The 24,830-nt window shown below is 64.2% G+C and carries 22 protein-coding genes; 10 read left to right on the top strand and 12 right to left on the bottom strand.

Annotated features, from left to right (window positions below; all coding sequences use genetic code 11):
* Positions 1 to 51: 51 nt before the first annotated feature.
* Both J5M73_RS02560 and J5M73_RS02555 read right to left on the bottom strand, forming a co-directional pair.
* Positions 52 to 906: a sulfurtransferase gene (locus J5M73_RS02560; protein WP_102862097.1), complete on the bottom strand. Its 855-nt coding sequence runs from the start codon at positions 904 to 906 to the stop codon at positions 52 to 54.
* Positions 907 to 939: 33 nt separating this feature from the next.
* Positions 940 to 1,611, bottom strand: a complete 672-nt coding sequence (locus J5M73_RS02555) for a TetR/AcrR family transcriptional regulator (protein WP_102862098.1) — start codon at positions 1,609 to 1,611, stop codon at positions 940 to 942.
* Positions 1,612 to 1,756: 145 nt separating this feature from the next.
* Here J5M73_RS02555 and J5M73_RS02550 point away from each other — a divergent pair, with 145 nt between their 5' ends.
* The 5 genes from J5M73_RS02550 to J5M73_RS02530 all read left to right on the top strand — a co-directional run bounded on the left by J5M73_RS02550 (position 1,757) and on the right by J5M73_RS02530 (position 6,511).
* Positions 1,757 to 3,187 carry a coniferyl aldehyde dehydrogenase gene (locus tag J5M73_RS02550; RefSeq protein ID WP_102862099.1) on the top strand — a complete coding sequence of 477 codons (1,431 nt, stop codon included), beginning with the start codon at positions 1,757 to 1,759 and terminating at the stop codon, positions 3,185 to 3,187.
* Between the two features lie 27 nt (positions 3,188 to 3,214).
* Complete coding sequence (locus J5M73_RS02545) at positions 3,215 to 3,760, top strand: twin-arginine translocation pathway signal protein (protein ID WP_102862100.1); 546 nt, start codon at positions 3,215 to 3,217, stop codon at positions 3,758 to 3,760.
* A gap of 175 nt (positions 3,761 to 3,935) precedes the next feature.
* The gene (locus J5M73_RS02540; RefSeq protein WP_102862101.1) at positions 3,936 to 5,531 is read left to right on the top strand and encodes a GMC family oxidoreductase; all 1,596 of its coding nucleotides are present in this window, start codon (positions 3,936 to 3,938) and stop codon (positions 5,529 to 5,531) included.
* A 115-nt stretch (positions 5,532 to 5,646) separates the two neighbouring features.
* A complete protein-coding gene (coaD, locus tag J5M73_RS02535) occupies positions 5,647 to 6,126 on the top strand; it encodes a pantetheine-phosphate adenylyltransferase (RefSeq protein WP_003195136.1) in 480 nt (159 codons plus the stop codon).
* A gap of 133 nt (positions 6,127 to 6,259) precedes the next feature.
* Positions 6,260 to 6,511 (top strand): YfhL family 4Fe-4S dicluster ferredoxin, encoded by a 252-nt coding sequence (locus J5M73_RS02530; RefSeq protein ID WP_011064042.1) that lies wholly within the window; start codon positions 6,260 to 6,262, stop codon positions 6,509 to 6,511.
* An 84-nt stretch (positions 6,512 to 6,595) separates the two neighbouring features.
* Here J5M73_RS02530 and mutM read toward each other — a convergent pair whose 3' ends face one another.
* The gene (mutM, locus tag J5M73_RS02525; RefSeq protein ID WP_102862102.1) at positions 6,596 to 7,408 is read right to left on the bottom strand and encodes a bifunctional DNA-formamidopyrimidine glycosylase/DNA-(apurinic or apyrimidinic site) lyase; all 813 of its coding nucleotides are present in this window, start codon (positions 7,406 to 7,408) and stop codon (positions 6,596 to 6,598) included.
* A 33-nt stretch (positions 7,409 to 7,441) separates the two neighbouring features.
* Positions 7,442 to 8,254 (bottom strand): HDOD domain-containing protein, encoded by an 813-nt coding sequence (locus J5M73_RS02520; protein ID WP_162884160.1) that lies wholly within the window; start codon positions 8,252 to 8,254, stop codon positions 7,442 to 7,444.
* Between the two features lie 214 nt (positions 8,255 to 8,468).
* Here J5M73_RS02520 and J5M73_RS02515 point away from each other — a divergent pair, with 214 nt between their 5' ends.
* The gene (locus J5M73_RS02515; protein WP_102862104.1) at positions 8,469 to 9,665 is read left to right on the top strand and encodes a class I SAM-dependent rRNA methyltransferase; all 1,197 of its coding nucleotides are present in this window, start codon (positions 8,469 to 8,471) and stop codon (positions 9,663 to 9,665) included.
* 212 nt (positions 9,666 to 9,877) lie between these two features.
* Here J5M73_RS02515 and J5M73_RS02510 read toward each other — a convergent pair whose 3' ends face one another.
* Positions 9,878 to 10,444 (bottom strand): hypothetical protein, encoded by a 567-nt coding sequence (locus J5M73_RS02510; protein WP_102862105.1) that lies wholly within the window; start codon positions 10,442 to 10,444, stop codon positions 9,878 to 9,880.
* Between the two features lie 314 nt (positions 10,445 to 10,758).
* Here J5M73_RS02510 and ilvD point away from each other — a divergent pair, with 314 nt between their 5' ends.
* Positions 10,759 to 12,600: a dihydroxy-acid dehydratase gene (gene ilvD, locus J5M73_RS02505; protein ID WP_102862106.1), complete on the top strand. Its 1,842-nt coding sequence runs from the start codon at positions 10,759 to 10,761 to the stop codon at positions 12,598 to 12,600.
* Between the two features lie 148 nt (positions 12,601 to 12,748).
* On the opposite strand, the gene J5M73_RS02500 is transcribed toward ilvD, so the two are convergent.
* The 4 genes from J5M73_RS02500 to J5M73_RS02485 form a co-directional block, all read right to left on the bottom strand.
* The gene (locus J5M73_RS02500; RefSeq protein WP_207814979.1) at positions 12,749 to 13,972 is read right to left on the bottom strand and encodes an SGNH/GDSL hydrolase family protein; all 1,224 of its coding nucleotides are present in this window, start codon (positions 13,970 to 13,972) and stop codon (positions 12,749 to 12,751) included.
* Between the two features lies 1 nt (position 13,973).
* Positions 13,974 to 15,125, bottom strand: a complete 1,152-nt coding sequence (locus J5M73_RS02495; RefSeq protein ID WP_115581152.1) for an SGNH family hydrolase — start codon at positions 15,123 to 15,125, stop codon at positions 13,974 to 13,976.
* Positions 15,112 to 16,512: an MBOAT family O-acyltransferase gene (locus J5M73_RS02490; RefSeq protein ID WP_240322051.1), complete on the bottom strand. Its 1,401-nt coding sequence runs from the start codon at positions 16,510 to 16,512 to the stop codon at positions 15,112 to 15,114. The genes J5M73_RS02495 and J5M73_RS02490 overlap by 14 nt, the downstream gene beginning before the upstream one ends.
* Before the next feature lie 383 nt (positions 16,513 to 16,895).
* Positions 16,896 to 17,951 carry a phosphorylcholine phosphatase gene (locus J5M73_RS02485; RefSeq protein ID WP_102862110.1) on the bottom strand — a complete coding sequence of 352 codons (1,056 nt, stop codon included), beginning with the start codon at positions 17,949 to 17,951 and terminating at the stop codon, positions 16,896 to 16,898.
* Between the two features lie 240 nt (positions 17,952 to 18,191).
* On the opposite strand from J5M73_RS02485, the gene J5M73_RS02480 reads away from it, so the two are divergent.
* Positions 18,192 to 19,583, top strand: a complete 1,392-nt coding sequence (locus tag J5M73_RS02480) for an L-cystine transporter (protein WP_102881188.1) — start codon at positions 18,192 to 18,194, stop codon at positions 19,581 to 19,583.
* Positions 19,584 to 19,639: 56 nt separating this feature from the next.
* Here the strand turns inward: J5M73_RS02480 and J5M73_RS02475 are convergent, their stop codons facing one another.
* On the bottom strand, positions 19,640 to 20,152 hold the full coding sequence (locus J5M73_RS02475; RefSeq protein ID WP_115581153.1) for a dihydrofolate reductase: 513 nt from the start codon (positions 20,150 to 20,152) through the stop codon (positions 19,640 to 19,642).
* Between the two features lie 96 nt (positions 20,153 to 20,248).
* Here J5M73_RS02475 and J5M73_RS02470 point away from each other — a divergent pair, with 96 nt between their 5' ends.
* Positions 20,249 to 21,628: a DUF2868 domain-containing protein gene (locus J5M73_RS02470; RefSeq protein ID WP_207814978.1), complete on the top strand. Its 1,380-nt coding sequence runs from the start codon at positions 20,249 to 20,251 to the stop codon at positions 21,626 to 21,628.
* Positions 21,621 to 23,000 (top strand): GTPase/DUF3482 domain-containing protein, encoded by a 1,380-nt coding sequence (locus tag J5M73_RS02465; RefSeq protein WP_207814977.1) that lies wholly within the window; start codon positions 21,621 to 21,623, stop codon positions 22,998 to 23,000. The genes J5M73_RS02470 and J5M73_RS02465 overlap by 8 nt, the downstream gene beginning before the upstream one ends.
* 125 nt (positions 23,001 to 23,125) lie before the next feature.
* Here the strand turns inward: J5M73_RS02465 and J5M73_RS02460 are convergent, their stop codons facing one another.
* Both J5M73_RS02460 and J5M73_RS02455 read right to left on the bottom strand, forming a co-directional pair.
* Positions 23,126 to 23,674, bottom strand: coding sequence for a phosphonate degradation HD-domain oxygenase (locus tag J5M73_RS02460; RefSeq protein WP_102881192.1), 549 nt, complete (start codon positions 23,672 to 23,674; stop codon positions 23,126 to 23,128).
* The gene (locus tag J5M73_RS02455; protein ID WP_102862116.1) at positions 23,674 to 24,807 is read right to left on the bottom strand and encodes a TIGR03364 family FAD-dependent oxidoreductase; all 1,134 of its coding nucleotides are present in this window, start codon (positions 24,805 to 24,807) and stop codon (positions 23,674 to 23,676) included. The genes J5M73_RS02460 and J5M73_RS02455 overlap by 1 nt, the downstream gene beginning before the upstream one ends.
* Between the last annotated feature and the right edge of the window lie 23 nt (positions 24,808 to 24,830).

The following is a 24,830-nucleotide window of genomic DNA, read 5'->3' as shown; positions in this document are numbered from 1 at the left end:
GCGGGCCGCAGGAGCTGGCTTGCCAGCGAAGAGGCCGACGGGGGCAGCCCGTCAATCGCCGGTGGCGACAGGCCGCTGGGCATCGGTGATCCATTCGCTCCACGAACCGGCATACAGGCGCCCCAGCGGGTAGCCGGCCAGGCACAAGGCGAACAGGTTGTGGCAAGCGGTGACGCCAGAGCCGCAGTAAGCCACCAACTGCTCCGGGGAGCGTCCGGCGAGCTTTTGCGCGAATCGCTGCTTGAGTCGGTCGGCCGCAAGGAAGCGCCCGTCCTCGCCCAGGTTGTCGGTGAATGCCGCGCATTGGGCACCGGGAATATGCCCGGCCACCGGATCGATGGGCTCCACCTCACCACGAAAACGCGGCAGGCCACGGGCATCCAGCAGGGTCAGGTCCGCCTGGCCCAGGCGCTGGCGCAAGTGCTCGGCATCCAGTAGCAGACTGTGGTCGGGCTGGCCGGCGAACCGGCCCGGCACGGTTTGCGGTGCATCCAGGCTCAGGGGCAGGCCCGCGGCGTGCCAGGCTTTGAGGCCGCCATCGAGAATGAACACGCCATCACGCTTGCCCAACCAGGCCAGCAACCACCAGGCGCGGGCAGCGTAGGCACCGGGGCCGTCGTCATAGAGCACGATCTCGCTGTCGTTATCGATGCCCCAGGCCTGCAGGCGGGCCACCAGTTGCGCCGGTTCCGGCAACGGATGCCGGCCGGTCACGCCCTTGATCACCGGCGCGCTCAGATCCCGGTTCAGATCGGCGAAATGGGCCCCGGCGATATGCCCGTCGGCGTAACTGCGCTGGCCGTAATCCGGGTCTTCCAGAGCAAAGCGACAATCCAGAATCACCAGGCCGGGCTGTTGTTTTTTCTGGTCCAGGGCAAGCGGGCTGATCAACTGCGCGAGGGGCATAGCGGGCTCCTGTGAGTAAGTCGGAGATTGATCCTACTGCACTTCTTCCAGGGCTTGGGCCAGCGGCACGTAAAACTCTTCGAACAGGCCGTTGACCGCTTCCCGGGCCTGCTCGGTGACAAAACCGGCTTCCAGCACCAGCACCTGATAGACGCCGCGCTTGATGGCTTCCTCGCTCAGGTGGGTGGAGTTCTCCCGGGTGGTGCACAGAAAACGCACCCAGGAGGTGAGGATGATCCAGGCATTGAGGGTCAGGGATTCGATCTGCACCTTGTCCATGGCGACGATCCCGGCCTCGACGAAACGTCCGTAGATGGCCATGCCCTGGATCAGGCAGCGCTGGGAGAAGCGCCGGTAGCGAGCCGCCAGTTCGGCGTCGCTGTCCAGCAGGTGCTCCAGGTCGCGGTGCAGGAAGCGGTAGCGCCACATGGCCGCCAGCAGCGCCTGCAGGTAATAGCGCTTGTCTTCGACGGTAACCGCACGCCCGGGGGGCGGGCGCAGGAAGCTGTCCACCAGACTCTCGTACTCGGCGAACAACACGGCGATGATCGCCTGCTTGTTGGGGAAGTGGTAGTACAGGTTGCCCGGAGAAATCTCCATGTGCGCAGCAATATGGTTGGTACTGACGTTGCGCTCGCCCTGTTGGTTAAACAGCTCAAGACTGAACTGAACGATGCGCTCGCGGGTTTTTATACGTGGGGCCATGGGCGTGGGCTTTAATCAGAAGGCTGGGGTGCATCTTACGTTCTATCCCCCTGTGGATAAATCGCGACCGGCACCGGATGGTATTTGACAATTTAGAGCATAAGCTCTAAAAAACTAGCCACCCTATAAAAACCGGAGCCCGTCCATGTCTGCCGAAATCGCTTACCTGCAGGATTCCCTTCAGCAACAGGACGAGCTGCATGCGCTGTTCGAAGCCCAGCGCCGGGCCTTCGCCGCCAATCCCATGCCACCGGCCGCACAACGCCAACAATGGCTCAAATCACTGCAGAACCTGCTCGACACCGAACGCCAGGCGCTGATCGATGCCATCAGCCAGGACTTCAGCAACCGCAGCGCCGATGAAACCCTGCTGGCCGAGCTGATGCCCAGCCTGCATGGCATTCACTACGCCAGCAAGCACCTGAAAAAATGGATGAAGCCGTCTCGTCGCGCCGTCGGCCTGGCCTTCCAGCCAGCCTCGGCCAAGGTGGTTTATCAGCCGCTGGGGGTGGTGGGCGTCATCGTGCCGTGGAACTACCCGCTGTACCTGTGCATGGGCCCGTTGGTGGGGGCCCTGGCCGCCGGCAACCGAGTGATGCTCAAGCTCAGTGAATCCACCCCGGCCACCGGCCAGTTGCTCAAACAGTTGCTGGCCCGGGTGTTCCCCGAGGATCTGGTGTGCGTGGTGCTGGGCGAAGCCGAAGTGGGCATGGCGTTCTCCAAGCTGCGTTTCGATCATCTGCTGTTCACCGGCGCCACCAGCATCGGCAAGCATGTGATGCGCGCCGCCGCGGAAAACCTGACCCCGGTGACCCTGGAGCTGGGCGGCAAGTCCCCGGCCATCGTGTCCCACACCGTGCCCCTCAAGGACGCCGCCGAACGTATCGCCTTCGGCAAGACCCTGAACGCCGGGCAGACCTGCGTCGCCCCGGACTACGTGCTGGTGCCGGAAGAACGCATCGGTGCCTTTGTCGAAGCCTATCGCCAGGTGGTGCGTGGTTTCTTCCCGACCCTGGCGGACAACCCCGACTACACCGCGATCATCAACCAGCGCCAGTTGACCCGGCTCAACGGCTACCTGAGCGACGCCACCAGCAAGGGCGCGCTGTTGGTGCCGCTGTTCGAACAGAGCCAGGAGCGGCGCCTGGGCCATAGCCTGCTCTTGAATGTCACCGACGACATGACCGTGATGCAGGACGAGATCTTCGGTCCGATCCTGCCCATCGTGCCCTACAAGACCCTGGACCAGGCCCTCGCCTATATCACCCAGCGTCCGCGCCCCCTGGCCCTGTACTACTTCGGCTACGACAAGTCCGAACAGCAGCGGGTGCTCAACGAAACCCACTCCGGCGGCGTGTGCCTCAACGACACCCTGCTGCATGTGGCCCAGGATGACCTGCCGTTTGGTGGTGTCGGCCCCTCCGGCATGGGCCACTACCACGGGCATGAAGGCTTCCTGACCTTCAGCAAGGCCAAGGGAGTGTTCATCAAGCAGCGCTTCAACGCGGCGCGCCTGATCTACCCACCTTATGGAAAATCGATCCAGAAACTCATCCAGAAGCTGTTCATTCGTTAACCAGTACATCGCCGGGTAATAACAACAATGACCCCTAGCCTGTCTGAAACACCCGCGCTGTCACGGCGCGGATTGCTGAAAATCAGCCTTTGCGCCAGCGCCTTCCTGGCCACCGCGGGACTGGGCGCAAGCCTCAGCGGTTGCTCTGCCAGCACGCCCGCCAGCGGCTTCGCCATGCTGCGCAGCAATGACCTGCCGTTTTTGCGGGCGCTGATCCCGGTGATGCTTGAAGGCGCCGTGGCGGCGGACAAGATGCCCGCCGCCATCGACGGCACCCTGGCCAACCTGGACAACGCCCTCAATCACCTATCGCCGGAAATGTTCAAGCTCACCCAGCAGTTGTTCGATGTGCTGGGCATGGCGGTCACCCGCGGCCCGCTGACGGGGATCTGGGGCAGTTGGGAAAACGCCAGCGCCGAGGCCATCCGCAACTTCCTCAGCCGCTGGGAAAACAGCTTCCTGGCCCTGCTGCGCATGGGCCATGCCTCGTTGCTGCAACTGGTGATGATGGCCTGGTACACCCGCCCTGAGTCCTGGGCCCATTGCGGTTATCCCGGGCCACCGAAGGTCTGACCGGCCTTTGTAGTCGCTGCCACAGGCTGCGCACGAGCGCTTAGGTTCGTGGGGCGATGGGGCAGCGGCTGGGGATCGTCAAGCAAGGCCCTGCGGGCCTTTTCGCAGCTTCGCAGGCTCAGCAGCGGCTACAGTGGATCCGCGCCGAGCCTTCAATAATAAGAGAGCGTTCGATATGCCTGTACCTGATCTGTTCCGCGAAGGCCTGAACCGTGGCTGGAAAACCTACAACGGCTCGCAGCTGGAGCAGGACCTGACCCTGGAAGCCGATGTCGCCATCATCGGCAGCGGCGCCGGTGGCGGCACCACCGCCGAAATCCTCAGCGCCGCCGGCTACAAGGTGCTGCTGATCGAGGAAGGCCCGCTCAAGACCAGCGACGACTTCAAGATGCTGGAGGACCAGGCCTACACCAGCCTCTATCAGGAAGGCATCGGGCGCATGAGCAAGGACGGCGCCATCACCATCCTCCAGGGCCGCGCCGTGGGCGGCACCACCCTGATCAACTGGACATCGAGCTTCCGCACTCCCGACCCGACCCTGGAACACTGGGCCAGGGAACACGGGGTAGTGGGCCACAGCTCGGCGGAGATGGCGCCCTGGTTCGAGAAAATGGAGCAGCGCCTGGGGGTGGCGCCCTGGGTCATGCCGCCCAACGCCAACAACGACGTGATCCGCAAGGGCTGCGAAGCCCTGGGCTACAGCTGGCACGTGATTCCGCGCAACGTCCGTGGCTGCTGGAACCTGGGCTATTGCGGCCTGGGCTGCCCCACCAATGCCAAGCAATCGATGCTGGTGACCACCATTCCGGCAACCCTGGAGAAAGGCGGTGAGCTGCTGTACCTGGCCCGGGCCGAACGCCTGTTGATCAAGGATGACAAGGTCAGCGGCCTGCAATGCCAGGCCATGGACGCCCGCTGCGTCGCCCCCACCGGGCGCACCATCACGGTCAAGGCCAGGCACTACGTGCTGGCTGGTGGCGGCATCAACAGCCCCGCCCTGCTGCTGCGCTCCGATGCCCCGGACCCGCATTCGCGCCTGGGCAAACGCACCTTCCTGCACCTGGTGAACTTCTCCGCCGGCCAGTTCGACGAGGTGATCAACCCGTTCTACGGCGCGCCGCAATCGATCTACTCCGACCATTTCCAGTGGCAGGACGGCACCACCGGCAAGATGTCCTACAAACTTGAAGTGCCACCCCTGCAACCGGCCCTGGCCAGCACCCTGCTAGGTGGTTTCGGGCCGCAGAGCGGGTTGTCCATGGAGCAACTGCCCCACACCCACGCCATGCTGGCCCTGCTGCGGGACGGCTTCCACCCCGACAGCACCGGCGGCAACGTCGAGCTGCGCGGTGACGGCACCCCGGTGCTCGACTATCAGGTCTCGCCCTACGCCTGGGACGGCCTGCGCCGGGCCTTCCACAGCATGGCGGAGATCCAGTTCGCCGGCGGCGCCAAGGCGGTCAAGCCGCTGCACAGCGACGCCCGCTTCGCCAAGACCCTGAATGAAGTCCGCACCCAGATCGACGGCCTGGACCTGACGCTGTACCGCACCCGCCTGGGCAGCGCCCACGTGATGGGTGGCTGCGCCATGGGCGAAGACCCGAAAAACGCCGTGGCCGACAGCCTCGGGCGCCACCATCAACTGCGCAATCTGTCGATCCACGACGGCTCGCTGTTTCCCACCAGCATCGGTGCCAACCCGCAGCTGTCGGTCTACGGCCTGACCGCGCAATTGGCCACGGCCCTGGCGGAGCGCTTGAAAACGGCGTGAAAAAGCGGGGTATTTTCGTCGTCTATAGTGCTTTCTTCCCTAAAAGGCGACTTGGCCGACCGGGAAGGCTGCGATACCATCCGACTCCCCAACGGATTCCCGCCAGGACGACGCGATGAACCGAGTGTTGTACCCAGGTACCTTCGACCCTATTACCAAGGGCCACGGCGATCTGGTCGAGCGCGCCTCCCGGCTGTTCGACCACGTGATCATCGCCGTTGCCGCCAGCCCCAAGAAAAACCCGCTGTTCCCCCTGGAACAACGCGTGGAACTGGCGCAAGAGGTGACCAAGCACCTGCCCAACGTTGAAGTCGTCGGCTTCTCCACCCTGCTGGCGCACTTTGCCAAGGAGCAGAACGCCAATGTCTTTCTGCGGGGCCTGCGAGCAGTTTCGGACTTTGAATACGAGTTCCAGCTGGCCAACATGAACCGCCAACTGGCGCCGGACGTGGAAAGCCTGTTCCTGACGCCGTCGGAGCGCTACTCGTTCATTTCCTCGACGCTGGTTCGTGAAATTGCTGCCCTGGGTGGCGATATCACCAAGTTCGTCCATCCGGCCGTCGCCGATGCACTGACCCTGCGCTTCAAGAAATAAGCCGTGCGGCCCCGCAGAGGGCCCTTGCCAGGCGTCAGCCATCGCGCCCGCGTGCACTGCGGGCGTCAATACGGCACAATTGCGCGCATTCGTTTTTACATGCCCGGGCCTGCCGCCCAGGCCGGAGTCCCCCATGTCCCTGATCATCACCGACGATTGCATCAACTGCGACGTCTGCGAACCCGAGTGCCCCAACGCGGCCATCTCCCAAGGCGAGGAGATCTACGTCATCGATCCGAACCTGTGCACCCAGTGCGTCGGCCACTACGACGAGCCGCAATGCCAACAGGTATGCCCGGTGGATTGCATTCCGCTGGACGAGGCGCGTCCGGAAACCGAAGAAGAGTTGATGGCCAAGTACCGGAAGATCACCGGCAAGGCTTGAGGAATTCAGCGGCCCTTCAGGGCATTTTCGCCGGCAAACCGGCTCCTACGGCGTTCGTAGGAGCCGGCTTGCCGGCGCAGCTTCTCAGCGCTGGCAACGTGGGCAATAGACGCTGGCCCGCTGGCCCAGCTTGATCTCCCGCAGCCCCGTGCCGCAGACCTTGCAGTGCTCCCCGCCACGTCCGTAGACGAACAGCTCCTGTTGGAAGTACCCAGGCTGGCCGTCGCCGCCGATAAAGTCGCGCAAGGTGGTGCCGCCCCGCTCGATGGCCGCCGCCAGGATGCGCTTGATCTCGATCGCCAGTTGCAGATAGCGGGCCCGGGAAATGCCCTTGGCTTCACGACGTGGATCGATGCCTGCGGCGAACAGCGCCTCGGTCGCATAGATATTGCCCACCCCCACTACCACCGCGTTGTCCATGATGAACGGTTTGACCGCCATGGAGCGTCCCCGGGATAACTGGAACAGGCGCTCACCATCGAACAGGTCGGTCAGCGGCTCCGGCCCCAGGCGCGCCAGCAGCTCGTGGTTCAGCGGGTCCAGGCTCCAGAGCATGGCGCCAAACCGGCGCGGGTCGGTGTAGCGCAGGGCCAGGCCCGACTCCAGTTCGATATCCACATGTTCGTGCTTGGCCGCCGGCAGGCCGATTTCCACCAGGCGCAGATTGCCCGACATGCCCAGATGACTGATGAGGGTGCCGACCTCGGCATTGATCAGCAGGTACTTGGCCCGACGATCCACCTGGACGATGCGCTGCCCGGACAGGCGCACATCCAGATCCTCGGGGATCGGCCAGCGCAAACGCCGGTCACGGACGATGACCCGACTGACCTTCTGGCCTTCCAGGTGCGGTGCGATCCCGCGCCGGGTGGTTTCGACTTCAGGTAATTCAGGCATGTCCGCCCCTGGCACTCATTGCGAAATGAAGGATCAGTGTGCGCCCAGCTCGCGCACGGTTTCCTTGAGGTTCTCGAAGTCGTAATCCGACAGACCGACGTAGTCGAGAATCAGATGGCCAATGCTGTTCCACTCGTGATCTTCCACCTGGTTGCCCAGCACCCGGTAGGACGCGCAGATGTGCTCGGCCATTTTCAGGATCGCCAGCAGGTTCTTCAGCTGGCTGTTGCGCGAGGACTCGTCGCTGAAGATCGCCAGGGCGTTGTGGTGATTGGCGATGGCATTGGTCACATGCTCCGGCAAGCGCCAGGACTTGGCGGTGTAGTACCCCACCACCGCGTGGTTGGTGTTGAAGGCACGGTTTTCCGTGTCCACCACCCGCTGCTCCGGCCCGGCACTGCCATAGGCTTCTTCCAGCACGCTCATGTAGTCGGGGAAACGCTTGAGCATCAGCGGCACGCCGCAGTCGTGGAACAGCCCCAGGGCATAGGCTTCATCCACCGCCTGGGAGCCGGTGCGCTTGGCCAGGGTCAGGCAGGTCATGGCCACATCCTGGGCGGTGTCCCAGAAGCGGTTGAGGGTGACGATGGTTTCATCGCTCATCTCGCCCTTGATCGACTGCGCGTTGATCAGGTTGATGATCGAGCGGCTGCCCAAGAGATTCACCGCGCGCTGGATCGAGGCGATCTTGTTGCTCAAGCCGTAATACGGCGAATTGACGATCTTCAGCAGCGCGCCGGACAGGCCCGGGTCCTGGGATATCAGCTTGGCAATCACTTCCAGGTCGGGGTCGGGCATGTACTGCTCCATCTGCAAATCCACCATGATTTGCGGTTGAGGCGGCACGCTGATGCCTTGCAGGGCCTGCTGAATCTGTTCGGCTGATAGCTCTTGGGACATAAGTACACACTCTGGCTGAGGCGGCGATTCTAACCTCTAACGAGCCAATGTTGGGCGAACGGACAGGAACTTTACCCTGCGCCTTTAGCCGCAGGTCCATTGGCCGTCGCTGAAGTTGCGCAGCAAGGTATAATCGCGCCCTTTTTTCCGGAGCGACGTCATGTCCCTGCCAAGCCTGCGCCTCAAAGCCAACGCCGATCGCCGCCTGCGCGCCGGCCACCTGTGGGTCTACAGCAACGAAATCGATGTAGCCGCCACCCCTCTGCACGGCTTCAAAGCAGGCGACCAGGCGGTACTGGAAGCCGCCGGCGGCAAGCCCCTGGGCGTCGTCGCCATGAGCCCGAACAACCTGATCTGCGCCCGCCTGCTGTCCCGGGACGCCAAGCTGGCCCTGGACAAGTCGCTGCTGGTGCACCGCCTGAACGTGGCCCTGTCCCTGCGCGAGCGCCTGTTCGACAAACCGTTCTACCGCCTGGTCTACGGCGACTCCGACCTGCTGCCGGGCCTGGTGGTCGACCGTTTTGGCGACATCCTGGTAGTACAGATCGCCTCGGCGACCATGGAAACCCACAAGGACGACGTGATTGCCGCCCTGACCCAGGTGCTCAAGCCCAGCGGCATCCTGTTCAAGAACGATTCCGCCGCCCGTGACGCCGAAGGCCTGAACCGCTACGTCGAAACCGTGTTCGGCCTGGTGCCGGAATGGGTTGCCCTGGAAGAGAACGGCGTCAAGTTCGAAGCCCCGGTGATCCAGGGCCAGAAAACCGGCTGGTTCTACGACCACCGCATGAACCGCGCCCGCCTGGCGCCGTACGCCAAGGGCAAGCGCGTGCTGGACCTGTACAGCTACATCGGCGGCTGGGGTGTGCAAGCCGCGGCGTTCGGCGCCAGTGAAGTGTTCTGCGTCGATGCCTCGGCCTTCGCCCTCGATGGCGTGGAGCGCAACGCCGCGCTGAACGGTTTCGCCGAAAAAATGACCTGCATCGAAGGCGACGTCTTCGAAGCCCTGAAAGAACTGAAAGCCAGTGAAGAGCGCTTCGACGTGATCGTTGCCGACCCACCCGCCTTCATCAAGCGCAAGAAAGACCTGAAGAACGGCGAAGGCGCCTACCGCCGCCTGAACGAGCAAGCCATGCGCCTGCTCAACAAGGACGGCATCCTGGTCAGCGCCTCGTGCTCGATGCACCTGCCCGAGGACGACCTGCAGAACATTCTGCTGACCAGTGCCCGTCACCTGGACCGCAATATCCAACTGCTGGAACGCGGCGGCCAGGGCCCGGATCACCCGGTGCACCCAGCCATCCCGGAAACCCGCTACATCAAGAGCATCACCTGCCGCCTGCTGCCTAACAGCTGAGCCCGGGCCGACGGCCATTCCTGCCCAGCGCGGGAATGGCCACCGCCCTCGATTGACTTTGCACGACCATGGTTCGATTCTCGGCACCTTCTCAAGGACCGAGAGCGCCACACCATGGGCCACTCCCCCGCGACCACGAAAAAGACCTCGGTAGTCATTCTGCTGCTGAGCGCTGCCGCCCAGGGCCTGAACAGCCCGGTCAACCGTCGTTATCAGGGCGCTTGCGTCTGAAGATCGCGCAGACGACACAGATCCCTGAGATACAGCAGGAAGGAAAACGCCAAGGGCGGGCCAGTGAAGTAGCGCAAGGACAAAAACCCGCTCTTGAAGGGGTCCAGATGGTGCTCGCGGGTCCAGAAATCGAACAACGCCTGCACCAGCCACGCAGCGCAAAGAGCCACCAGCATCCAGGCTCCGTCACCCAACAGCCGTCGTTTAAAACCGTCACGTCCCGGCAGCCAGGTGGCGCTGAGCAGCGTCATCAGCAGCAGGAGCGCCACCACGCTGTAGATCACCCCGCGGGTGAAAGGCAACTCACTGCAGGCCTGCACCACGACCGCCGCCGCAAAGGCCAGCAACAGTGCGGCCTTCCAGGTGCGCCACTGGCGCCGCTGCCCGGCCAGCAGCTGCACGAAGCCGCCGCCCGTCAGCAGGGCCGCGCCCACCACGGCCATGGTGCTGCCGGGCCAGTCGCTATAGAGCACCAGCCACATCAGCATCAGCCCTTGCAGCAGGCCCGTGCCGAGGTAGAACCTCAGGGATCGCATGTTCGCGGACATTCCAGCTCCATTGGAAGGTGATCGAGGGGCGGCGAGTCTAAACCAGGAGCGGCCAGACGGGCAGCCTCCCTCTCAGATCCTGGCAATCGCACGCCACAGAGCGGCCACGGCATTCCTTCCTGACGCCAGCGGTGTAGAATCGGCGAATTCATCGCCAGTCATCCCCCGGCGGGTTTATGAGCTCAGGCTGAGGCGCGCGGCGATCCCGCGGCGTCATCGGCAGCTTTCGGACACACGGCCATTTCTGAGTGTTCCCAAGGTCAATAGAAGCTCACTCCCCATTTGTTCCCTGATTTAGCCGCCCGGAGTGCTCCATGCCTGATTACCGCTCGAAAACATCCACCCACGGCCGCAACATGGCCGGTGCTCGCGCCCTGTGGCGCGCCACGGGGATGAAAGATGCCGACTTCAAGAAGCCGATCATCGCCATTGCCAACTCCTTCACCCAGTTCGTCCCGGGGCACGTGCACCTGAAGGACCTGGGTCAGCTGGTGGCCCGTGAGATCGAACGCGCCGGTGGCGTGGCCAAGGAATTCAACACCATCGCCGTGGACGACGGCATCGCCATGGGCCACGACGGCATGCTGTATTCCCTGCCGAGCCGCGAGATCATCGCCGACTCCGTGGAATACATGGTCAACGCCCACTGCGCCGACGCCATCGTCTGCATCTCCAACTGCGACAAGATCACCCCCGGCATGCTGATGGCCGCCCTGCGCCTGAACATCCCGGTGATCTTCGTCTCCGGCGGCCCGATGGAAGCCGGCAAGACCAAGCTCGCCAGCCACGGCCTGGACCTGGTGGACGCCATGGTCATCGCCGCCGACTCCAGCGCTTCTGACGAGAAGGTTGCCGAGTACGAGCGCAGCGCCTGCCCGACCTGCGGTTCGTGCTCCGGCATGTTCACCGCCAACTCCATGAACTGCCTGACCGAAGCCCTGGGGCTGGCCCTGCCGGGCAACGGTTCGACCCTGGCCACCCACAGCGACCGCGAAGAGCTGTTCCTGCGGGCCGGGCGCACCATCGTCGAGCTGTGCCAGCGTTACTACGGCGACAACGACGAGTCGGTGCTGCCGCGCAACATCGCCAACTTCAAGGCGTTCGAGAACGCCATGACCCTGGACATCGCCATGGGCGGTTCCACCAACACCATCCTGCACCTGCTGGCCGCCGCCCAGGAAGCCGAGATCGACTTCGACCTGCGCGACATCGATCGCCTCTCGCGCCACGTGCCACAGCTGTGCAAAGTGGCGCCGAACATCCAGAAGTACCACATGGAAGACGTGCACCGCGCCGGCGGCATCTTCAGCATCCTCGGCGAACTGGCCCGTGGCGGGCTGCTGCACACCGACCTGCCCACCGTGCACAGCAAGACCCTGGCCGAGGGCATCGCCCAGTGGGACATCACCCAGACCAGCGACGAAGCCGTGCACCACTTCTTCAAGGCCGGCCCGGCGGGCATCCCGACCCAGACCGCGTTCAGCCAGTCGACCCGTTGGGACAGCCTCGACGACGACCGTGAAAATGGCTGCATCCGCAGTGTCGAGCATGCCTACTCGAAAGAAGGTGGCCTGGCCGTGCTCTACGGCAACATTGCCCTGGACGGCTGCGTGGTGAAGACCGCCGGTGTCGACGAGTCGATCCACGTGTTCGAAGGCAACGCCAAGATCTTCGAAAGCCAGGACAGCGCCGTGCGCGGCATCCTCGCCGACGAAGTGAAAGAAGGCGACATCGTGATCATCCGTTACGAAGGTCCGAAAGGCGGCCCGGGCATGCAGGAAATGCTCTATCCGACCTCCTACCTGAAGTCCAAGGGTCTGGGCAAAGCCTGCGCCCTGCTCACCGACGGCCGCTTCTCCGGCGGCACTTCAGGCCTGTCCATCGGCCACGCCTCGCCAGAAGCGGCGGCCGGCGGCGCCATCGGCCTGGTGCAGGACGGCGACAAGGTACTGATCGACATTCCCAACCGTTCGATCAACCTGTTGGTCAGCGATGAGGAACTGGCGGCGCGCCGCGTCGAACAGGACAAGAAAGGCTGGAAGCCCGTGGAAGCTCGCCCACGCAAAGTGACCACCGCGCTGAAGGCTTACGCCCTGCTGGCCACCAGCGCCGACAAGGGCGCGGTACGCAACAAGGCCATGCTCGACGGCCTGTGATCGTCGCCCGCAAATGAAAATGCCCCGCCAAGTGCGGGGCATTTTTTTGGCCTTGCATCGCCCTTGCGGACGCCTTCGCTGGCAAGCCAGCTCCCACAGCAGCATTCGAGGTGCTAGCGCCGCCACCGTAGGAGCCGGTTCCGGGTTCTCAGGGCATGCGTTCGCCCAACTGCCCGCGCAGGAAGCGGTACAGGCCATCGGCACTCTTGCGGTAGCCGTCGGCGGTCAGGTGCACCAGGTCGTTACGCGCCAGGTCGCTGCCCTGCCATTTGCTGATGGAGCAATCCCCGCCCATGAACGCCTGCCAGTCCCAGAACAGGGTGCGACTGGTCTTCGCCACGTCCTTCTGGATCTGCACGATCTGCCGCAGTGGCTGCGGCTGCGATGCCGCACAACTCCCGGCATTGCGGCGCTTGATGGAGTCCGGCGGCCCCACCAGCAGGATCACGGCCTTAGGCAGGTTCTTGCGCAGCAGCCTGACCTTTTCCTGCAACTGGCTGCGGTACAGCTGCAGATCCAGATCGTCATCGAAGGCTTCGTTGGTGCCATAGGCCAGCACCACCATGTCCGGGCGCAGGGCCTTGAGGGTTTCCAGCCAGCCGGGCTGCCACTTGTCCAGCACATCCAGGCGCGCGCCATTGATGCCCAGGGAGGAGTAGATCACCCCGGCGCTCTTCTGCCCGAGGATGTTCCAGCCGCCCAGGGCCAGGCCCTGGTTGTTGGCCACGTTGAAGTCCAGCGGCAGAGTCAGATTGTTGAACGGCGGACTGAAGCGCCACTGGCCCCCGGTGGCGGCCAGCATGCGGCTGCTTTTGTTGAGGTTGTCCCGGGCGGTCAGGGTGTTGTTGCTGGACGCCTGGTACAGCGCGGAAATGCGGTACTGCTGGTTGCTCGGCTGGCGCTCGGCGATATGCACCCGAGCCCCCGGGGTCATCGGTAGCGACAGGTAACCGCCCAGGGGAAACTGGTTGCTCTGCTGGTTGCGCGCCGATACCAGGGACCACTGGCGCTTGGCCGCCCCGAGGATCACCCGTTCATAGCGGGTGCCGGGCACCGGTGTGGCCGCCACGAAACCAATGCCGCCATCGCCGTACTGCGCTTGCAACAGGCGACGCATCTCGCCGCTGAACAGGTCGGCGGCGGTATGGGAGTCACCCAGTTGCACGATGTTGATGGGGGTGCGGTTGGAGGTGCTGAACTTGCGCGCCAGCAGTGCCAGGTTCGGGTCGGTGCCGGTGGTCACGACTTTCTTGGTTCCGCTCCCGGACCGGGCCAGGGCCGAGGCCGGAGTGGCCTGGACCTCGGTGGTCGGGCTGCAACTGCTCAGCAAGGTAATGCCCAGCAACAGCGCAATGCCTTGCAGTCGCCCCATATCAGTGCTCCGTCAATTGTTGACTGGGAAAGTTGATCAGCGAGATCACACGCTCAGCGATCAGCTTCTGCCCAGTGGTGGTGAAATGAATACCGTCGTCGACCCGGGTCTTGACCTTCTTGCCATCGCCGGTGGTGCGGTAATAGGAAAACTCGTCGTTCTGGTAGCCGAGAATCTCGTTGGCCGAGACGAAATGCTGCTGATAGCGCTCGATCTGGCTCTTGTACAGGTCGCTCAGGTAAGCCATGGCCGTAGACAGCTTGGGCTTCTCCATGTTCGGCGGACCGACCCAGATCACTTGCACATTGTGGGCCTGGGCGGTGTCGAGGATCGAATCGATGCGCTGGCGATAGGCTGCTTCCCAGTCCGGGGTCTTGAAGCGCAGGAACGGTTTGCCCTTGACCACCGGCATGTCCCACGGATCGTTGGGACCGAGGAAGATCACCATCAGGCGGATGTTGGGGTTGCTGGCCAAGGTGCTCTCAACGGTCTTGGGCCAGTTGAAGAAGCTCGGGTAGGCAAGGCCAGTGCTCTGCTTGCTGAGGTTCAGGCTCTTGACGTTGTAGCGTTTGCGCAAGGTGTTGGCCATGTGCGGCGCCACGCCCTGCATCAAGGAGTCACCGACGAAGAACACCTCATCCCCCGTGGCCAGGCTGGCCATCAGCGGCGCCGTGCGTCCCGGCTCGACCTGAGGCGGATGGCTGACCACGGGAGCCACGGCCACTGGCTGCGGATGCACCGGGGCCGGGACAGGAGCCTGGGTGGCCGTATGGGTCGGTGCCGCGTGAGCAGCACTCAGCGGCGGGTGCTCGGGCGCCGGTGCCGCCGCGACCTTCGGCAACGGCGCAGGCTCTTCGTCCGCGGCTGCTTCAGCCTGGGCCACCAGGCTCAGGTCGGCGGTTGCGGCAAAGCTGCCGACAAAGGCCACCCGGGCATTTTCCAGGGCCTGGTTGAGCTGCGCGCCAAAGCGCCACTGCGGGTTCTGCGACAGCCCCGGGATCTCGCAGTCATCGTGGTACTTCTGCTGGCAGTAGAGACGGATCGACTGCTGGTTGAACCACACCAGTAACAGGCTGGTCACCACCAGGGCATAGAACACCTTGGCTGCGCTGCCGAGGCTGACCGATAAGGGCGAACGGTTAGAAACTGGCATAGATGAACCCCGGCACGCCCGACGGTGAGGCGAAGATGACTACGCAGATGAACAGCCCCAGCGGCACTGGATACAACAGCCATGGCAAGCCGGTGGCAGCGGCGAACAGGCGCTGCAGCAGCGCCACGATCCGTGGGTAGAAGGCGACGAACAACAGGCAGCCCAACAGGCTCAAGGCGCTGCTGGCCAGCCCGCTGAAGGACAGGCCACCCAGGCCACTGAGCATGTCCATGGCGTCGGACAAGGTCGCACAGCGGAAGAAGATCCAGGCAAAAGCCACGTAGTGGAAGGTCAGCAGGCGAGCCATCAGATCCGAACCGATCCAGCTCGGCCCCCGGGCCAGCAACGGGCTGCACAGTTTGTACAGCGCCAGGCCAACGCCGTGCAGCGCGCCCCAGATAATGAAGTTGGCGCTGGCGCCGTGCCACAGGCCGGAGATCAGCATCGCCAGCAGCATGTTCAGGTTGCCGCGCCACACCGGGCCACGGTTGCCCCCCAGGGGGATGTACACGTAGTCACGGATGAAGGTCGACAGGCTGATGTGCCAGCGCCCCCAGAACTCCTTGAGGTTGCGCGCCGCATAGGGGTAGTTGAAGTTCAACGGCAGGCGGAAGCCCAGCAACAGGGCGATACCGGTCACCAGATCGGTGTAGCCGCTGAAGTTGAAGTAGATCAGGAACGAATAGCCGTACACCGCCCGCAGGATCTGCTCGGCCGAGAAGGCCACCGGGCTGTCGAACACCGGGTCGACCCATTCATTGGCCAGCCACGAGCTGAGGAAGAACAGTTTGACCACCGCCACGGCGATCAGGCCCAGGGCCCGCTGCGGCTCCAGCACCTGACGCAACTGCGGCGGGTTGATCTGTTCCAGCATGGGGATCGCCCGGTTCACCGGACCGGCAATCAGGCTGGGGAAAAACGCCAGGTACAGCGCCAGGTCGAAGGGCGAACCCGGCGTCAGCTCTCGACGGTTGATCGACACCAGGTAGCTGACCGAGTGGAAGGCATAGAACGACAGCCCCACCGGCAACAGCACCTCCAGCAGCGGCAACGACACTTCCATACCGAACTGGGCGAAGGCGTTCTGCACCGTGCTGGTGAAGAAATCCTGATACTTGAACAGGTAAAAGGCCCCGAGCACCAGCAGCAACATCAGGCCATTGACCCAGCCCCGCCCGGGGTAACGCTGGCTCAACAGGCCGAGCAGATACACCAGGGCCGTATAGCCCAGCAGGATGTAGAGGAAGTTCAGGCTGAAGCTGGCGAGGATCGCGTAGCTGGCGGCCAGTAGCAGGCCGTTCTGCAGGCGCAGGCTGAAGCCCAACCCCCAATAAAGAATGAAGAACAGGATGAAACAGAGGCCGAATTCGATCGAGAGATAGCTCACAACGTAGTCCATTACGTGCAGACGGGGACAAACCCGGCACAGGGAGAGCAGGCAGGAGGAGTGGAAACGGGCGCGATTATGGCAGAGGGGGTTTGGCAGTCACAAGTTGAAACATCCTCCGCCTGGAGCGGACGCCGGCTCCGCACCGAACGACAGGCGCCCCTTGCAGGAGCTGGCTTGCCAGCGAAAGCGTCCACAAGGGCGATGCCAGATCCAAGGACCTCTTCGCCGGCAAGCCGGCTCCTACGGATGAAAGCGGCTTGGCGGATCGGTTTACCGTAGGAGCTGGCTTGCCAGCGAAAGCGTCCACGAGGGCGACGCCAGACCCAAAGGCCTGTTCGCCGGCAAGCCGGCTCCTACAGAGGGGCGGTGTAGGGGCAGGATTACTGGATGTCTTCGGGCTTGACGATCACCCAGTTCTTGTCGGCGGTCACCGGCAGCCCTTCCTTGGCCTGGGCCGCGGCGTGCTTGGCCATCATGCCGTTGAGCTGGGTCATGTACTTGTCCTTGCGGTTGATCCACAGGTGGATGCCGCCCTTGGCCACGTCCACATCATGGAACAGCATGTAGCCGTCGCTGGTCGGGGTGTCGCCACCTACCAGCACCGGTTTCTTCCACTCGTCGATGTAGGTCAGGATCGCCGCGTGCTTGCCCGCCATCCAGGTGGCCGGGGTCCACAGGTAAGGCGTCAGCTCCAGGCCAAGGTTGGCTTTCTCGTCGTACTTGCCGTCGGTGATCTGCTTGCGCGCGGTGGTCAGGGCGCCGGTCTTGCGGTCCTTGAGCAGGGTGGTCACGCCAATCACGTTCTGCGGCTTGACGTTGTAGCCGTACTTGGGATCGGAGGCGACCATGCGCACCAGCTCTTCGGAGGCGGCGGTCATCACATAGACCTCGATGCCGTTCTCCATCAGTTTGTTGTACAGCTCGGTCTGGCCGGTGAAGACCTTGGGCGGGTTGACCTCGATGGTCTTGACCACGTCACCGTCGTAATAGGTGCTCGGCACCGGCTTGCCGGAGGCCATCAGCTCGTCGACGTAGCCCTTGAGTTCCTTGAGGGTGAAGCCGGAGAACACCTGCGCCACCCAGGGGTAGCAGACCATGTCGTCGATTTCACACAGGCGGTAGTAGTAGCTGAACAGGCTTTCCTTGTGCTCGGCGGTGTCCTTGAACGGAATCAGTTTCAGCGACGGGTCGAGGGTCTCGCGGGTGATCAGCCCCTTGTTTTCCATGAAGGGCAGCAGGGACTCTTCCAGATCGTAGCGGTAACTGGTGTTGTCCATGTCGAACACCGCGAAGTTACCCTTGTTGGCGTTGGCCGCGATCATCGCGTCCAGCTGCTTGGCCTGCTCCTGCGGCCAGTGCTTCAACTCGGTAGCGAAGGCCTGGCCGGCAAGGCCCAGGCAGAGTGCAACGGCTAGAAATTTCGGCGCGAACTTCATCTGCGGTTTCTCCCTGAGTGAAAGGTTCGACGCTAACAAATCCCTGTGACAGTTCCCGTCTCCACGCGACCGCTTGCGTCCCGAGAGCGCCAACCACATGCGCCTGAGCGTCAGCCGCTTATTCCAAAAACGACAGTTGCCATGCGATATCGTTATTAATTCAATAGATTTCAAGCTGTTAGGCTTGCCGGTTCGCAATCGCCCTGAGCCGCGATTGACACAAGTCTTATCGGAGCCCCAATGAATCTGCCGCTGATCCTCAACCTGCTGGTGTTCCTGGCCCTGCTGCTGGGCCTGGCACAAACCCGCCACACCACCTGGAGCCTGGCCAAGAAGGTCCTGCTGGCCCTGGTGCTGGGCGTGGTCTTCGGCATCGCCCTGCACAGCCTCTACGGCGCCGGCCACCCGGTGCTCAAGGCCTCCATCAGCTGGTTCGACCTGGTGGGCAATGGCTACGTGCAGTTGCTGCAGATGATCGTGATCCCACTGGTGTTCGCCTCGATCCTCAGCGCCGTGGCCCGCCTGCACAACGCCTCGTCCCTGGGCAAGATCAGCTTCCTGACCATCGGCACCCTGCTGTTCACCACCGCCATCGCGGCGCTGGTGGGCATCGGCCTGACCAACCTGTTCGGCCTGACGGCCGAAGGGCTGGTGGCCGGCACCCAGGAAATGGCCCGCCTGCAAGTGATCCAGAGCGATTACGCGGGCAAGGTCGCCGACCTCAACGTGCCGCAGCTGCTGCTGTCGTTCATCCCGCAGAACCCTTTCGCCGACCTGGCCCGGGCCAAGCCGACCTCGATCATCAGCGTGGTGATCTTCGCCGCCTTCCTCGGTGTCGCGGCGCTGCAACTGCTCAAGGATGACGCCGACAAGGGCCAGAAGGTGCTCAACGCCATCGACACCCTGCAAGCCTGGGTAATGCGCCTGGTGCGCCTGGTGATGAAGCTGACCCCGTACGGCGTGCTGGCGCTGATGACCAAGGTGGTGGCCGGTTCCAACCTGCAGGACATCATCAAGCTCGGCAGTTTCGTGGTGGTGTCCTACCTCGGCCTGGGCCTGATGTTCGTGGTCCACGGCCTGCTGGTGGCCCTGGCCGGGATCAACCCGCTGCGCTTCTTCCGCAAGATCTGGCCGGTGCTGACCTTCGCCTTCACCAGCCGCTCCAGCGCCGCCAGCATTCCCCTGAGCATCGAAGCCCAGACCCGGCGCCTGGGCATTCCCCAGTCCATCGCCAGCTTCGCCGCTTCGTTCGGCGCCACCATCGGCCAGAACGGTTGCGCCGGCCTGTACCCGGCCATGCTGGCGGTGATGGTTGCCCCCACCGTGGGCATCAACCCGCTGGACCCGCTGTGGATCGCCACCCTGGTGGCAATCGTGACCTTGAGTTCCGCGGGCGTGGCCGGCGTGGGCGGTGGCGCGACCTTCGCCGCACTGATCGTACTACCGGCCATGGGCTTGCCGGTGTCGTTGGTGGCGTTGCTGATTTCCGTGGAGCCGCTGATCGACATGGGCCGCACGGCGCTGAACGTCAGCGGTTCGATGACCGCCGGCGCCATCACCAGCCAAGTGATGCAGCAAACCGACAAGGCGTTGCTGGACGCCGATGAGCACGCGGAACTGGCTCAGGCTTGATTGACCTCTTCGCCGGCAAGCCACCCCCGACGAGGGACGACTTGCCGGCGAAGCGCTTAACGCTTCTCCCACACCTCGAAGCGGTACGCCGGCTTGTCCCCTTCCGGCGGATTCGGCACATCCGACACCAACTGCCATTGGTCCAGATCGAACGCTGGAAACCAGGCATCCCCTTCCGGGCTCAAGGCCACCCGCGTCAGATACAGACGATCGGCCTGCTCCAGGCCTTGGCTATAGAGCTGCGCGCCGCCTATCAGCATCAGCTCGTCGGCCCCCTGCTCCAGGGCCCACTCCTGGGCACGGACCACCGCGGCCTCCAATGACGGATAAACCTCGGCACCTTCGAGCACCAGATCGGTCTGACGACTGACCACGATATTCAACCGCCCCGGCAAGGGCCGGCCCAGGGAGTCCCAGGTCTTGCGCCCCATGATGATCGGCTTGCCCAGGGTCGTGGCCTTGAAGTATTTGAAATCCCCCGGCAAGTGCCAGGGCATGCTGTTGTCGACGCCGATCACGCGGTTTTCACCGAGGGCCGCGATCAGGCTGAGAGGGAGAGATTTTTTCATGCCGGCGAGGATACCAGAGGGCCCAAGCCTGGCAACTTCACCCGACCGCCGCTGCAGCAGTTATGCTCAGCGCACTTTAAAGCGATGGAATGACGCGTGACTGCACTGACTCCCCTGCAACGACTGTGGCTGACCGAAACCGTGCGCCTGCGCGAGCAGCACGCCGGGCCACTGGACGATCAGGAAGCCAACCGCCTGGCCCGCAACCAGGGCGGCGACCTGGCCACCCGCATCCAGACCCGAGCCCTGTGGCTGGCCCAGCGCGACGGTCTGCACAGCGCTTTGCTGCACTGGCTGCAAGGCGCCCGCCTGGCCTTGCTGATGCTGGCAGTATTGGCGGTCCTCAGCGGTGCCGGCCTGGCCTTCAGCGCCCTGGGCAACACCCAGCAACCGGTCAATGTGTTCTGGGCCCTGGGCAGCCTGCTGGGCCTGAACCTGATCCTGCTGCTGAGCTGGCTGATCGGCCTGCTGTTCGCCGGCGAGCACAGCGCCAGCCTGGGCCGGCTGTGGCTATGGCTGAGTGAAAAGTTCTCCCGCGACGCCAAAGCCGCGCAGTTGCCACCGGCCCTGTTGCTGTTGCTGCAGCGGCGCAAGCTCAATCGCTGGGCCCTGGGCGCCCTGGTCAACGGCCTGTGGTGCCTGGCCCTGTTCAGCGCCGTGGTCATGCTGCTGTTGCTGCTGACCACCCACCGCTACAGCTTTGTCTGGGAAAGCACCCTGCTGGGCAGCGATGCCTTCGTGGCCATTACCAACGCCCTCAGTGCCATGCCCCGAAGCCTGGGCTTCGGCGCGCCGAGCGTGGCGAGCATCCAGGCCAGCACCCGGGACGTCTACAACACCGAGCTGATCCGCCAGTCCTGGGCCATCTGGCTGGTGGTGCTGGTGATGATCTACGGCGTGCTGCCGCGCCTGCTGCTGATGCTGTTCTGCCGCTGGCGCTGGAAACGCGGACAGGCCCGCCTGCAACTGGACCTCAAGCTGCCGGGCTACGCCCAATTGCGTGAGCGCCTGATGCCCAGTAGCGAGCGCCTGGGGGTCAACGATTCCGCACCCGAGCAGTTGCACCGCGTCGAAGGCGGCGTCAGCGCCCAGGACAGCAGCGGCGCCCTGCTGGTGGCCATCGAGCTGGACGACCAGCGCCCCTGGCCGCCGCAACTGCCGGACAGCGTCAAGGACGCCGGCATCCTCGACAGCCGCGAGTCGCGCAACCGCCTGCTGGAGCAGATGAGCCGCTTTCCCCCGGCGCGCCTGGTGATCGCCTGTGATCCACGACGCTCGCCGGATCGCGGCAGCCTGGGGCTGATCGCCGAACTGGCCCGCAGCGCCAGCGCCACCCGGGTCTGGCTGCTGCAAGCTCCGCCCGGCCAGGCCCTGGATGCCGACCGCCTGGGGGATTGGCACACCGCCCTGCAGCAGCTGGAGCTGCCGTTCGCCGATTGCGCGCCCCTCAACTGGCTGGAGACCGGTCATGACTGATGTTCGCCAAAAGCCCCTGAAACTGGCGGTGGTCGGCCACACCAACGTCGGCAAGACCTCGCTGCTGCGCACCCTGACCCGGGACGTGGACTTTGGCGAAGTCTCCCACCGCCCCAGCACCACCCGGCATGTGGAGGGCGCCCGCCTGTCGGTGGATGGCCAACCCCTGCTGGAGCTCTACGACACCCCGGGCCTGGAAGACGCCATCGCCCTGCTGGACTATCTGGAGCGCCTGGAACGCCCGGGCGAGCGCATGGACGGCCCGGCCCGGCTGGCACGCTTTCTCGACGGCAGTGAGGCTCGGCAACGCTTCGAGCAGGAAGCCAAGGTCCTGCGCCAGCTGCTGGCCTCGGACGCCGGGCTCTATGTGATCGACGCCCGGGAACCGGTGCTGGCCAAGTACCGGGATGAGCTGGAAGTGCTGAGCGGCTGCGGCAAGCCGCTGCTGCCGGTGCTGAACTTCGTCAGCAGCGCCGAGCAGCGTGAAGGCGATTGGCGCGAAGCCCTGGCCCGCCTGGGGCTGCACGCCCTGGTGCGGTTCGACAGCGTGGCGCCACCGCAAGACGGCGAACGGCGCCTGTATGAAAGCCTGTCCCTGCTGCTGGAGCATGCGCGCCCGGCCCTGCAACGGCTGATCGACGACCAGCAGGCCCAACGTCTGGTGCGCCAGCAAAGTGCGGCACGGCTGATTGCCGAACTGCTGGTGGACTGCGCCGCCTGCCGCCGCAGCGTAGCCAGCGACACTCAGCAGGAACAGCAAGCCATCAGTGAGTTGCGTCAGGCGATTCGCCAGCGTGAACAGCGCTGCGTCGAAGCCCTGCTCAAGCTCTACGCTTTCCGCCCTCAGGACGCCTCGGCCAGCGATCTGCCGCTGCTGGACGGGCGCTGGGGCGACGACCTGTTCAACCCGGAAACCCTCAAGCAACTGGGGGTGCGTGTCGGTGGCGGAATCGCCGCGGGCGCGGCGGCCGGGGCCGGCGTGGATCTGCTGGTGGGCGGCTTGACCCTGGGCGCCGCGGCGTTGGCCGGGGCCATTGCCGGCGGCGCGCTGCAGACCGCACGCAGTTATGGCAGTCGCCTGCTGGGCAAGCTCAAGGGCCAGCGCGAATTGACCGTGGACGACAGCGTGCTGCGCCTCTTGGCCCTGCGTCAGCGGCAGCTGGTGCAGGCGCTGAACCTGCGCGGACACGCGGCCATGGACAGCATCCGCCTGGCCACGCCGGAGGATAAGAGCTGGCGCGAGGGCAAGTTGCCGGAAGCCTTGAGCAAGGCTCGGGCTCATCCGCAGTGGTCATCGCTCAATCCCCATGCGCGCCTGAGCCAGGCCGAGCGCCAGGAGCAGATCGAGGCCCTGGCTCAACATCTGCTGTAGCCGCTGCCAAGCCCGCGAGGCTGCGCCAAGGGCCGCAGGACCTTCAACACTCCCAGAAGCGGCGCCTCCTGCGCAGCCGTTCGCAGCCTGCGGCAGCAGCTACAAAAACCAAGCCTGAACCACGATCAAAGCAGCGCCAAGGCCTTGTCCTTGAGGATCTGCAGGTCCATCACCGGCACCCACATTTCCTTGGCCTGCTCGTCCCAGTGACGCATGCGCAAGCTCAACGCACACAGCGGGTCGAGTTCAAAGGCCGCCGCCTCTGCCGCGCTCATCACCCCACCCTGATACGCCAGGGTACGTCGGCTGGCCTCGCTCAGCCGCTGGTAATACCCCGGCTCCTTGAACGTCAGGTAACGCTTGGCCTGGACGTGGTATTCCACCAGTCGCGCCAGGCGCTCGCTGAAGCCCGCCCGGCGCAGATAATCGGCCCCCAGGCGCTCATGGCTGACCACGCCAAAACCGCCCATGTTCTCGGCATCCTGCTGACAGATGTGCCCGATATCGTGGAAGAACGCCGCCAGCACCACTTCGTCGTCATAACCTTCCGCCAGGGCCAACTGCGCCGCCTGGGACATATGCTCGATCTGCGACACCGGCTCGCCGATGTAGTCGTCATCGCCAAAGCGCTCGTACAGGCCGAAAACCTCATCAATCACTTGCTGGCGACTCATCACGCCTCCTCCAGTACCCGGACGATATTGCCCTCGGCCATGGCCGGACCGACGCTCATGCCCACCCCAGTGTGCATCAGCGCCACATAGAGCCCGGGGGCCGCCTCCAGGAAGGAGAACGGCCCAGGCCCGCGAGCACCATAGACGCCCTGCCAGCGCTCCACCACCTGGACCTTGCAGCCCAGGGTCTGCTCGGCCAGCTCGATCAGCCAGTTATCCACCTGTTCGCTATTGAAAGGCGACGGATCGCTGCCGTAATCATGGGAATCGCCGATGATCACCTCGCCATAAGGAGTCGGGCTGATCAGCAAGTGAATGCCGTGCTCATGCAGGTGTGGCGCCTCACGCAGGATCTGCGCCTGTACGGCGGCCGCTTCCGGCAGATCGGCAAAGGCGCCGTAATGCACGCAACTGAGCCCGGTGAGCAACGCATGTTGCAGGTTCAGGTTGACCTGGGGCCGGGCGCGAAGCATCTGCAAGCGGCAGATCTGCGGTTGCAAGGCCGCGATCTGTTCGGCCAGCAGGGTCTGATAATCGTGCCCCGAACACAGCACGATGCGTGGCGCTTGGAAGCGGCCAGCGGTGCTGTGCAGTTGCCCCGGCTCGATGTCACGCACCAGGGTCGAAAAGTGGAACTGCACCCCCAGGTCGCGGCGCAGGTAGTCGATCAACAGCGCAATGGCTTCCCGGGAATACAGCTGCTGGTCGTCCAAGCCATGCAACGCCGCCCGATGATGGCGGAACTGGCCACCGTACAGATCATTCAGCGCCGCGCCCTGAAGCAGCTCGACGCGGTAGCCGTGCTCGCGCGCGCGGCCGGCACAGAAGGCCTCCAGCAACTGCTCTTCGGCTTCGTTGCGGGCGAACAGGTAAGAACCGTTGCGCTTGAGTGGCAGGCCTGCCAGTTGTTGCCAATCCGCCCAGATATCGCGGCTGGCACGGGCCAGCTCCAGCATGCGGCCCGGTGGCTGGCCGGTGACCAGGGCCTGGCCGAAGTTGCGCACCGAAGCGCCCAAAGGCGTGGCGCTGCGCTCGAAAACTCGCACCCGCAGACCGCGTTTGGCAGCCGCGTAGGCGTGGGACAGGCCGAGGATGCCGGCGCCGACGATCAGTAGATCGCTGTGATGGGTCATGAGTGGTGTCCTGGTGGGAAGCG

Source organism: Pseudomonas sp. 50_B (genome assembly GCF_017491625.1).
Lineage (GTDB): Bacteria > Pseudomonadota > Gammaproteobacteria > Pseudomonadales > Pseudomonadaceae > Aquipseudomonas > Aquipseudomonas danubii.
Note: the sequence above shows the minus strand (reverse complement) of the source record. Positions and strands in the feature narration are given on the sequence as shown.

Excerpts from the sequence above, each read along its gene's own strand:
- J5M73_RS02560 (WP_102862097.1), bottom strand. The coding sequence starts at position 906 with ATGCCCCTCGCGCAGTTGATCAGCCCGCTTGCCCTGGACCAGAAAAAA.
- J5M73_RS02555 (WP_102862098.1), bottom strand. The coding sequence starts at position 1,611 with ATGGCCCCACGTATAAAAACCCGCGAGCGCATCGTTCAGTTCAGTCTT.
- J5M73_RS02550 (WP_102862099.1), top strand. The coding sequence starts at position 1,757 with ATGTCTGCCGAAATCGCTTACCTGCAGGATTCCCTTCAGCAACAGGAC.
- J5M73_RS02545 (WP_102862100.1), top strand. The coding sequence starts at position 3,215 with ATGACCCCTAGCCTGTCTGAAACACCCGCGCTGTCACGGCGCGGATTG.
- J5M73_RS02540 (WP_102862101.1), top strand. The coding sequence starts at position 3,936 with ATGCCTGTACCTGATCTGTTCCGCGAAGGCCTGAACCGTGGCTGGAAA.
- coaD (WP_003195136.1), top strand. The coding sequence starts at position 5,647 with ATGAACCGAGTGTTGTACCCAGGTACCTTCGACCCTATTACCAAGGGC.
- J5M73_RS02530 (WP_011064042.1), top strand. The coding sequence starts at position 6,260 with ATGTCCCTGATCATCACCGACGATTGCATCAACTGCGACGTCTGCGAA.
- mutM (WP_102862102.1), bottom strand. The coding sequence starts at position 7,408 with ATGCCTGAATTACCTGAAGTCGAAACCACCCGGCGCGGGATCGCACCG.
- J5M73_RS02515 (WP_102862104.1), top strand. The coding sequence starts at position 8,469 with ATGTCCCTGCCAAGCCTGCGCCTCAAAGCCAACGCCGATCGCCGCCTG.
- J5M73_RS02510 (WP_102862105.1), bottom strand. The coding sequence starts at position 10,444 with ATGTCCGCGAACATGCGATCCCTGAGGTTCTACCTCGGCACGGGCCTG.
- ilvD (WP_102862106.1), top strand. The coding sequence starts at position 10,759 with ATGCCTGATTACCGCTCGAAAACATCCACCCACGGCCGCAACATGGCC.
- J5M73_RS02500 (WP_207814979.1), bottom strand. The coding sequence starts at position 13,972 with ATGGGGCGACTGCAAGGCATTGCGCTGTTGCTGGGCATTACCTTGCTG.
- J5M73_RS02495 (WP_115581152.1), bottom strand. The coding sequence starts at position 15,125 with ATGCCAGTTTCTAACCGTTCGCCCTTATCGGTCAGCCTCGGCAGCGCA.
- J5M73_RS02485 (WP_102862110.1), bottom strand. The coding sequence starts at position 17,951 with ATGAAGTTCGCGCCGAAATTTCTAGCCGTTGCACTCTGCCTGGGCCTT.
- J5M73_RS02480 (WP_102881188.1), top strand. The coding sequence starts at position 18,192 with ATGAATCTGCCGCTGATCCTCAACCTGCTGGTGTTCCTGGCCCTGCTG.
- J5M73_RS02475 (WP_115581153.1), bottom strand. The coding sequence starts at position 20,152 with ATGAAAAAATCTCTCCCTCTCAGCCTGATCGCGGCCCTCGGTGAAAAC.
- J5M73_RS02465 (WP_207814977.1), top strand. The coding sequence starts at position 21,621 with ATGACTGATGTTCGCCAAAAGCCCCTGAAACTGGCGGTGGTCGGCCAC.
- J5M73_RS02460 (WP_102881192.1), bottom strand. The coding sequence starts at position 23,674 with ATGAGTCGCCAGCAAGTGATTGATGAGGTTTTCGGCCTGTACGAGCGC.
- J5M73_RS02455 (WP_102862116.1), bottom strand. The coding sequence starts at position 24,807 with ATGACCCATCACAGCGATCTACTGATCGTCGGCGCCGGCATCCTCGGC.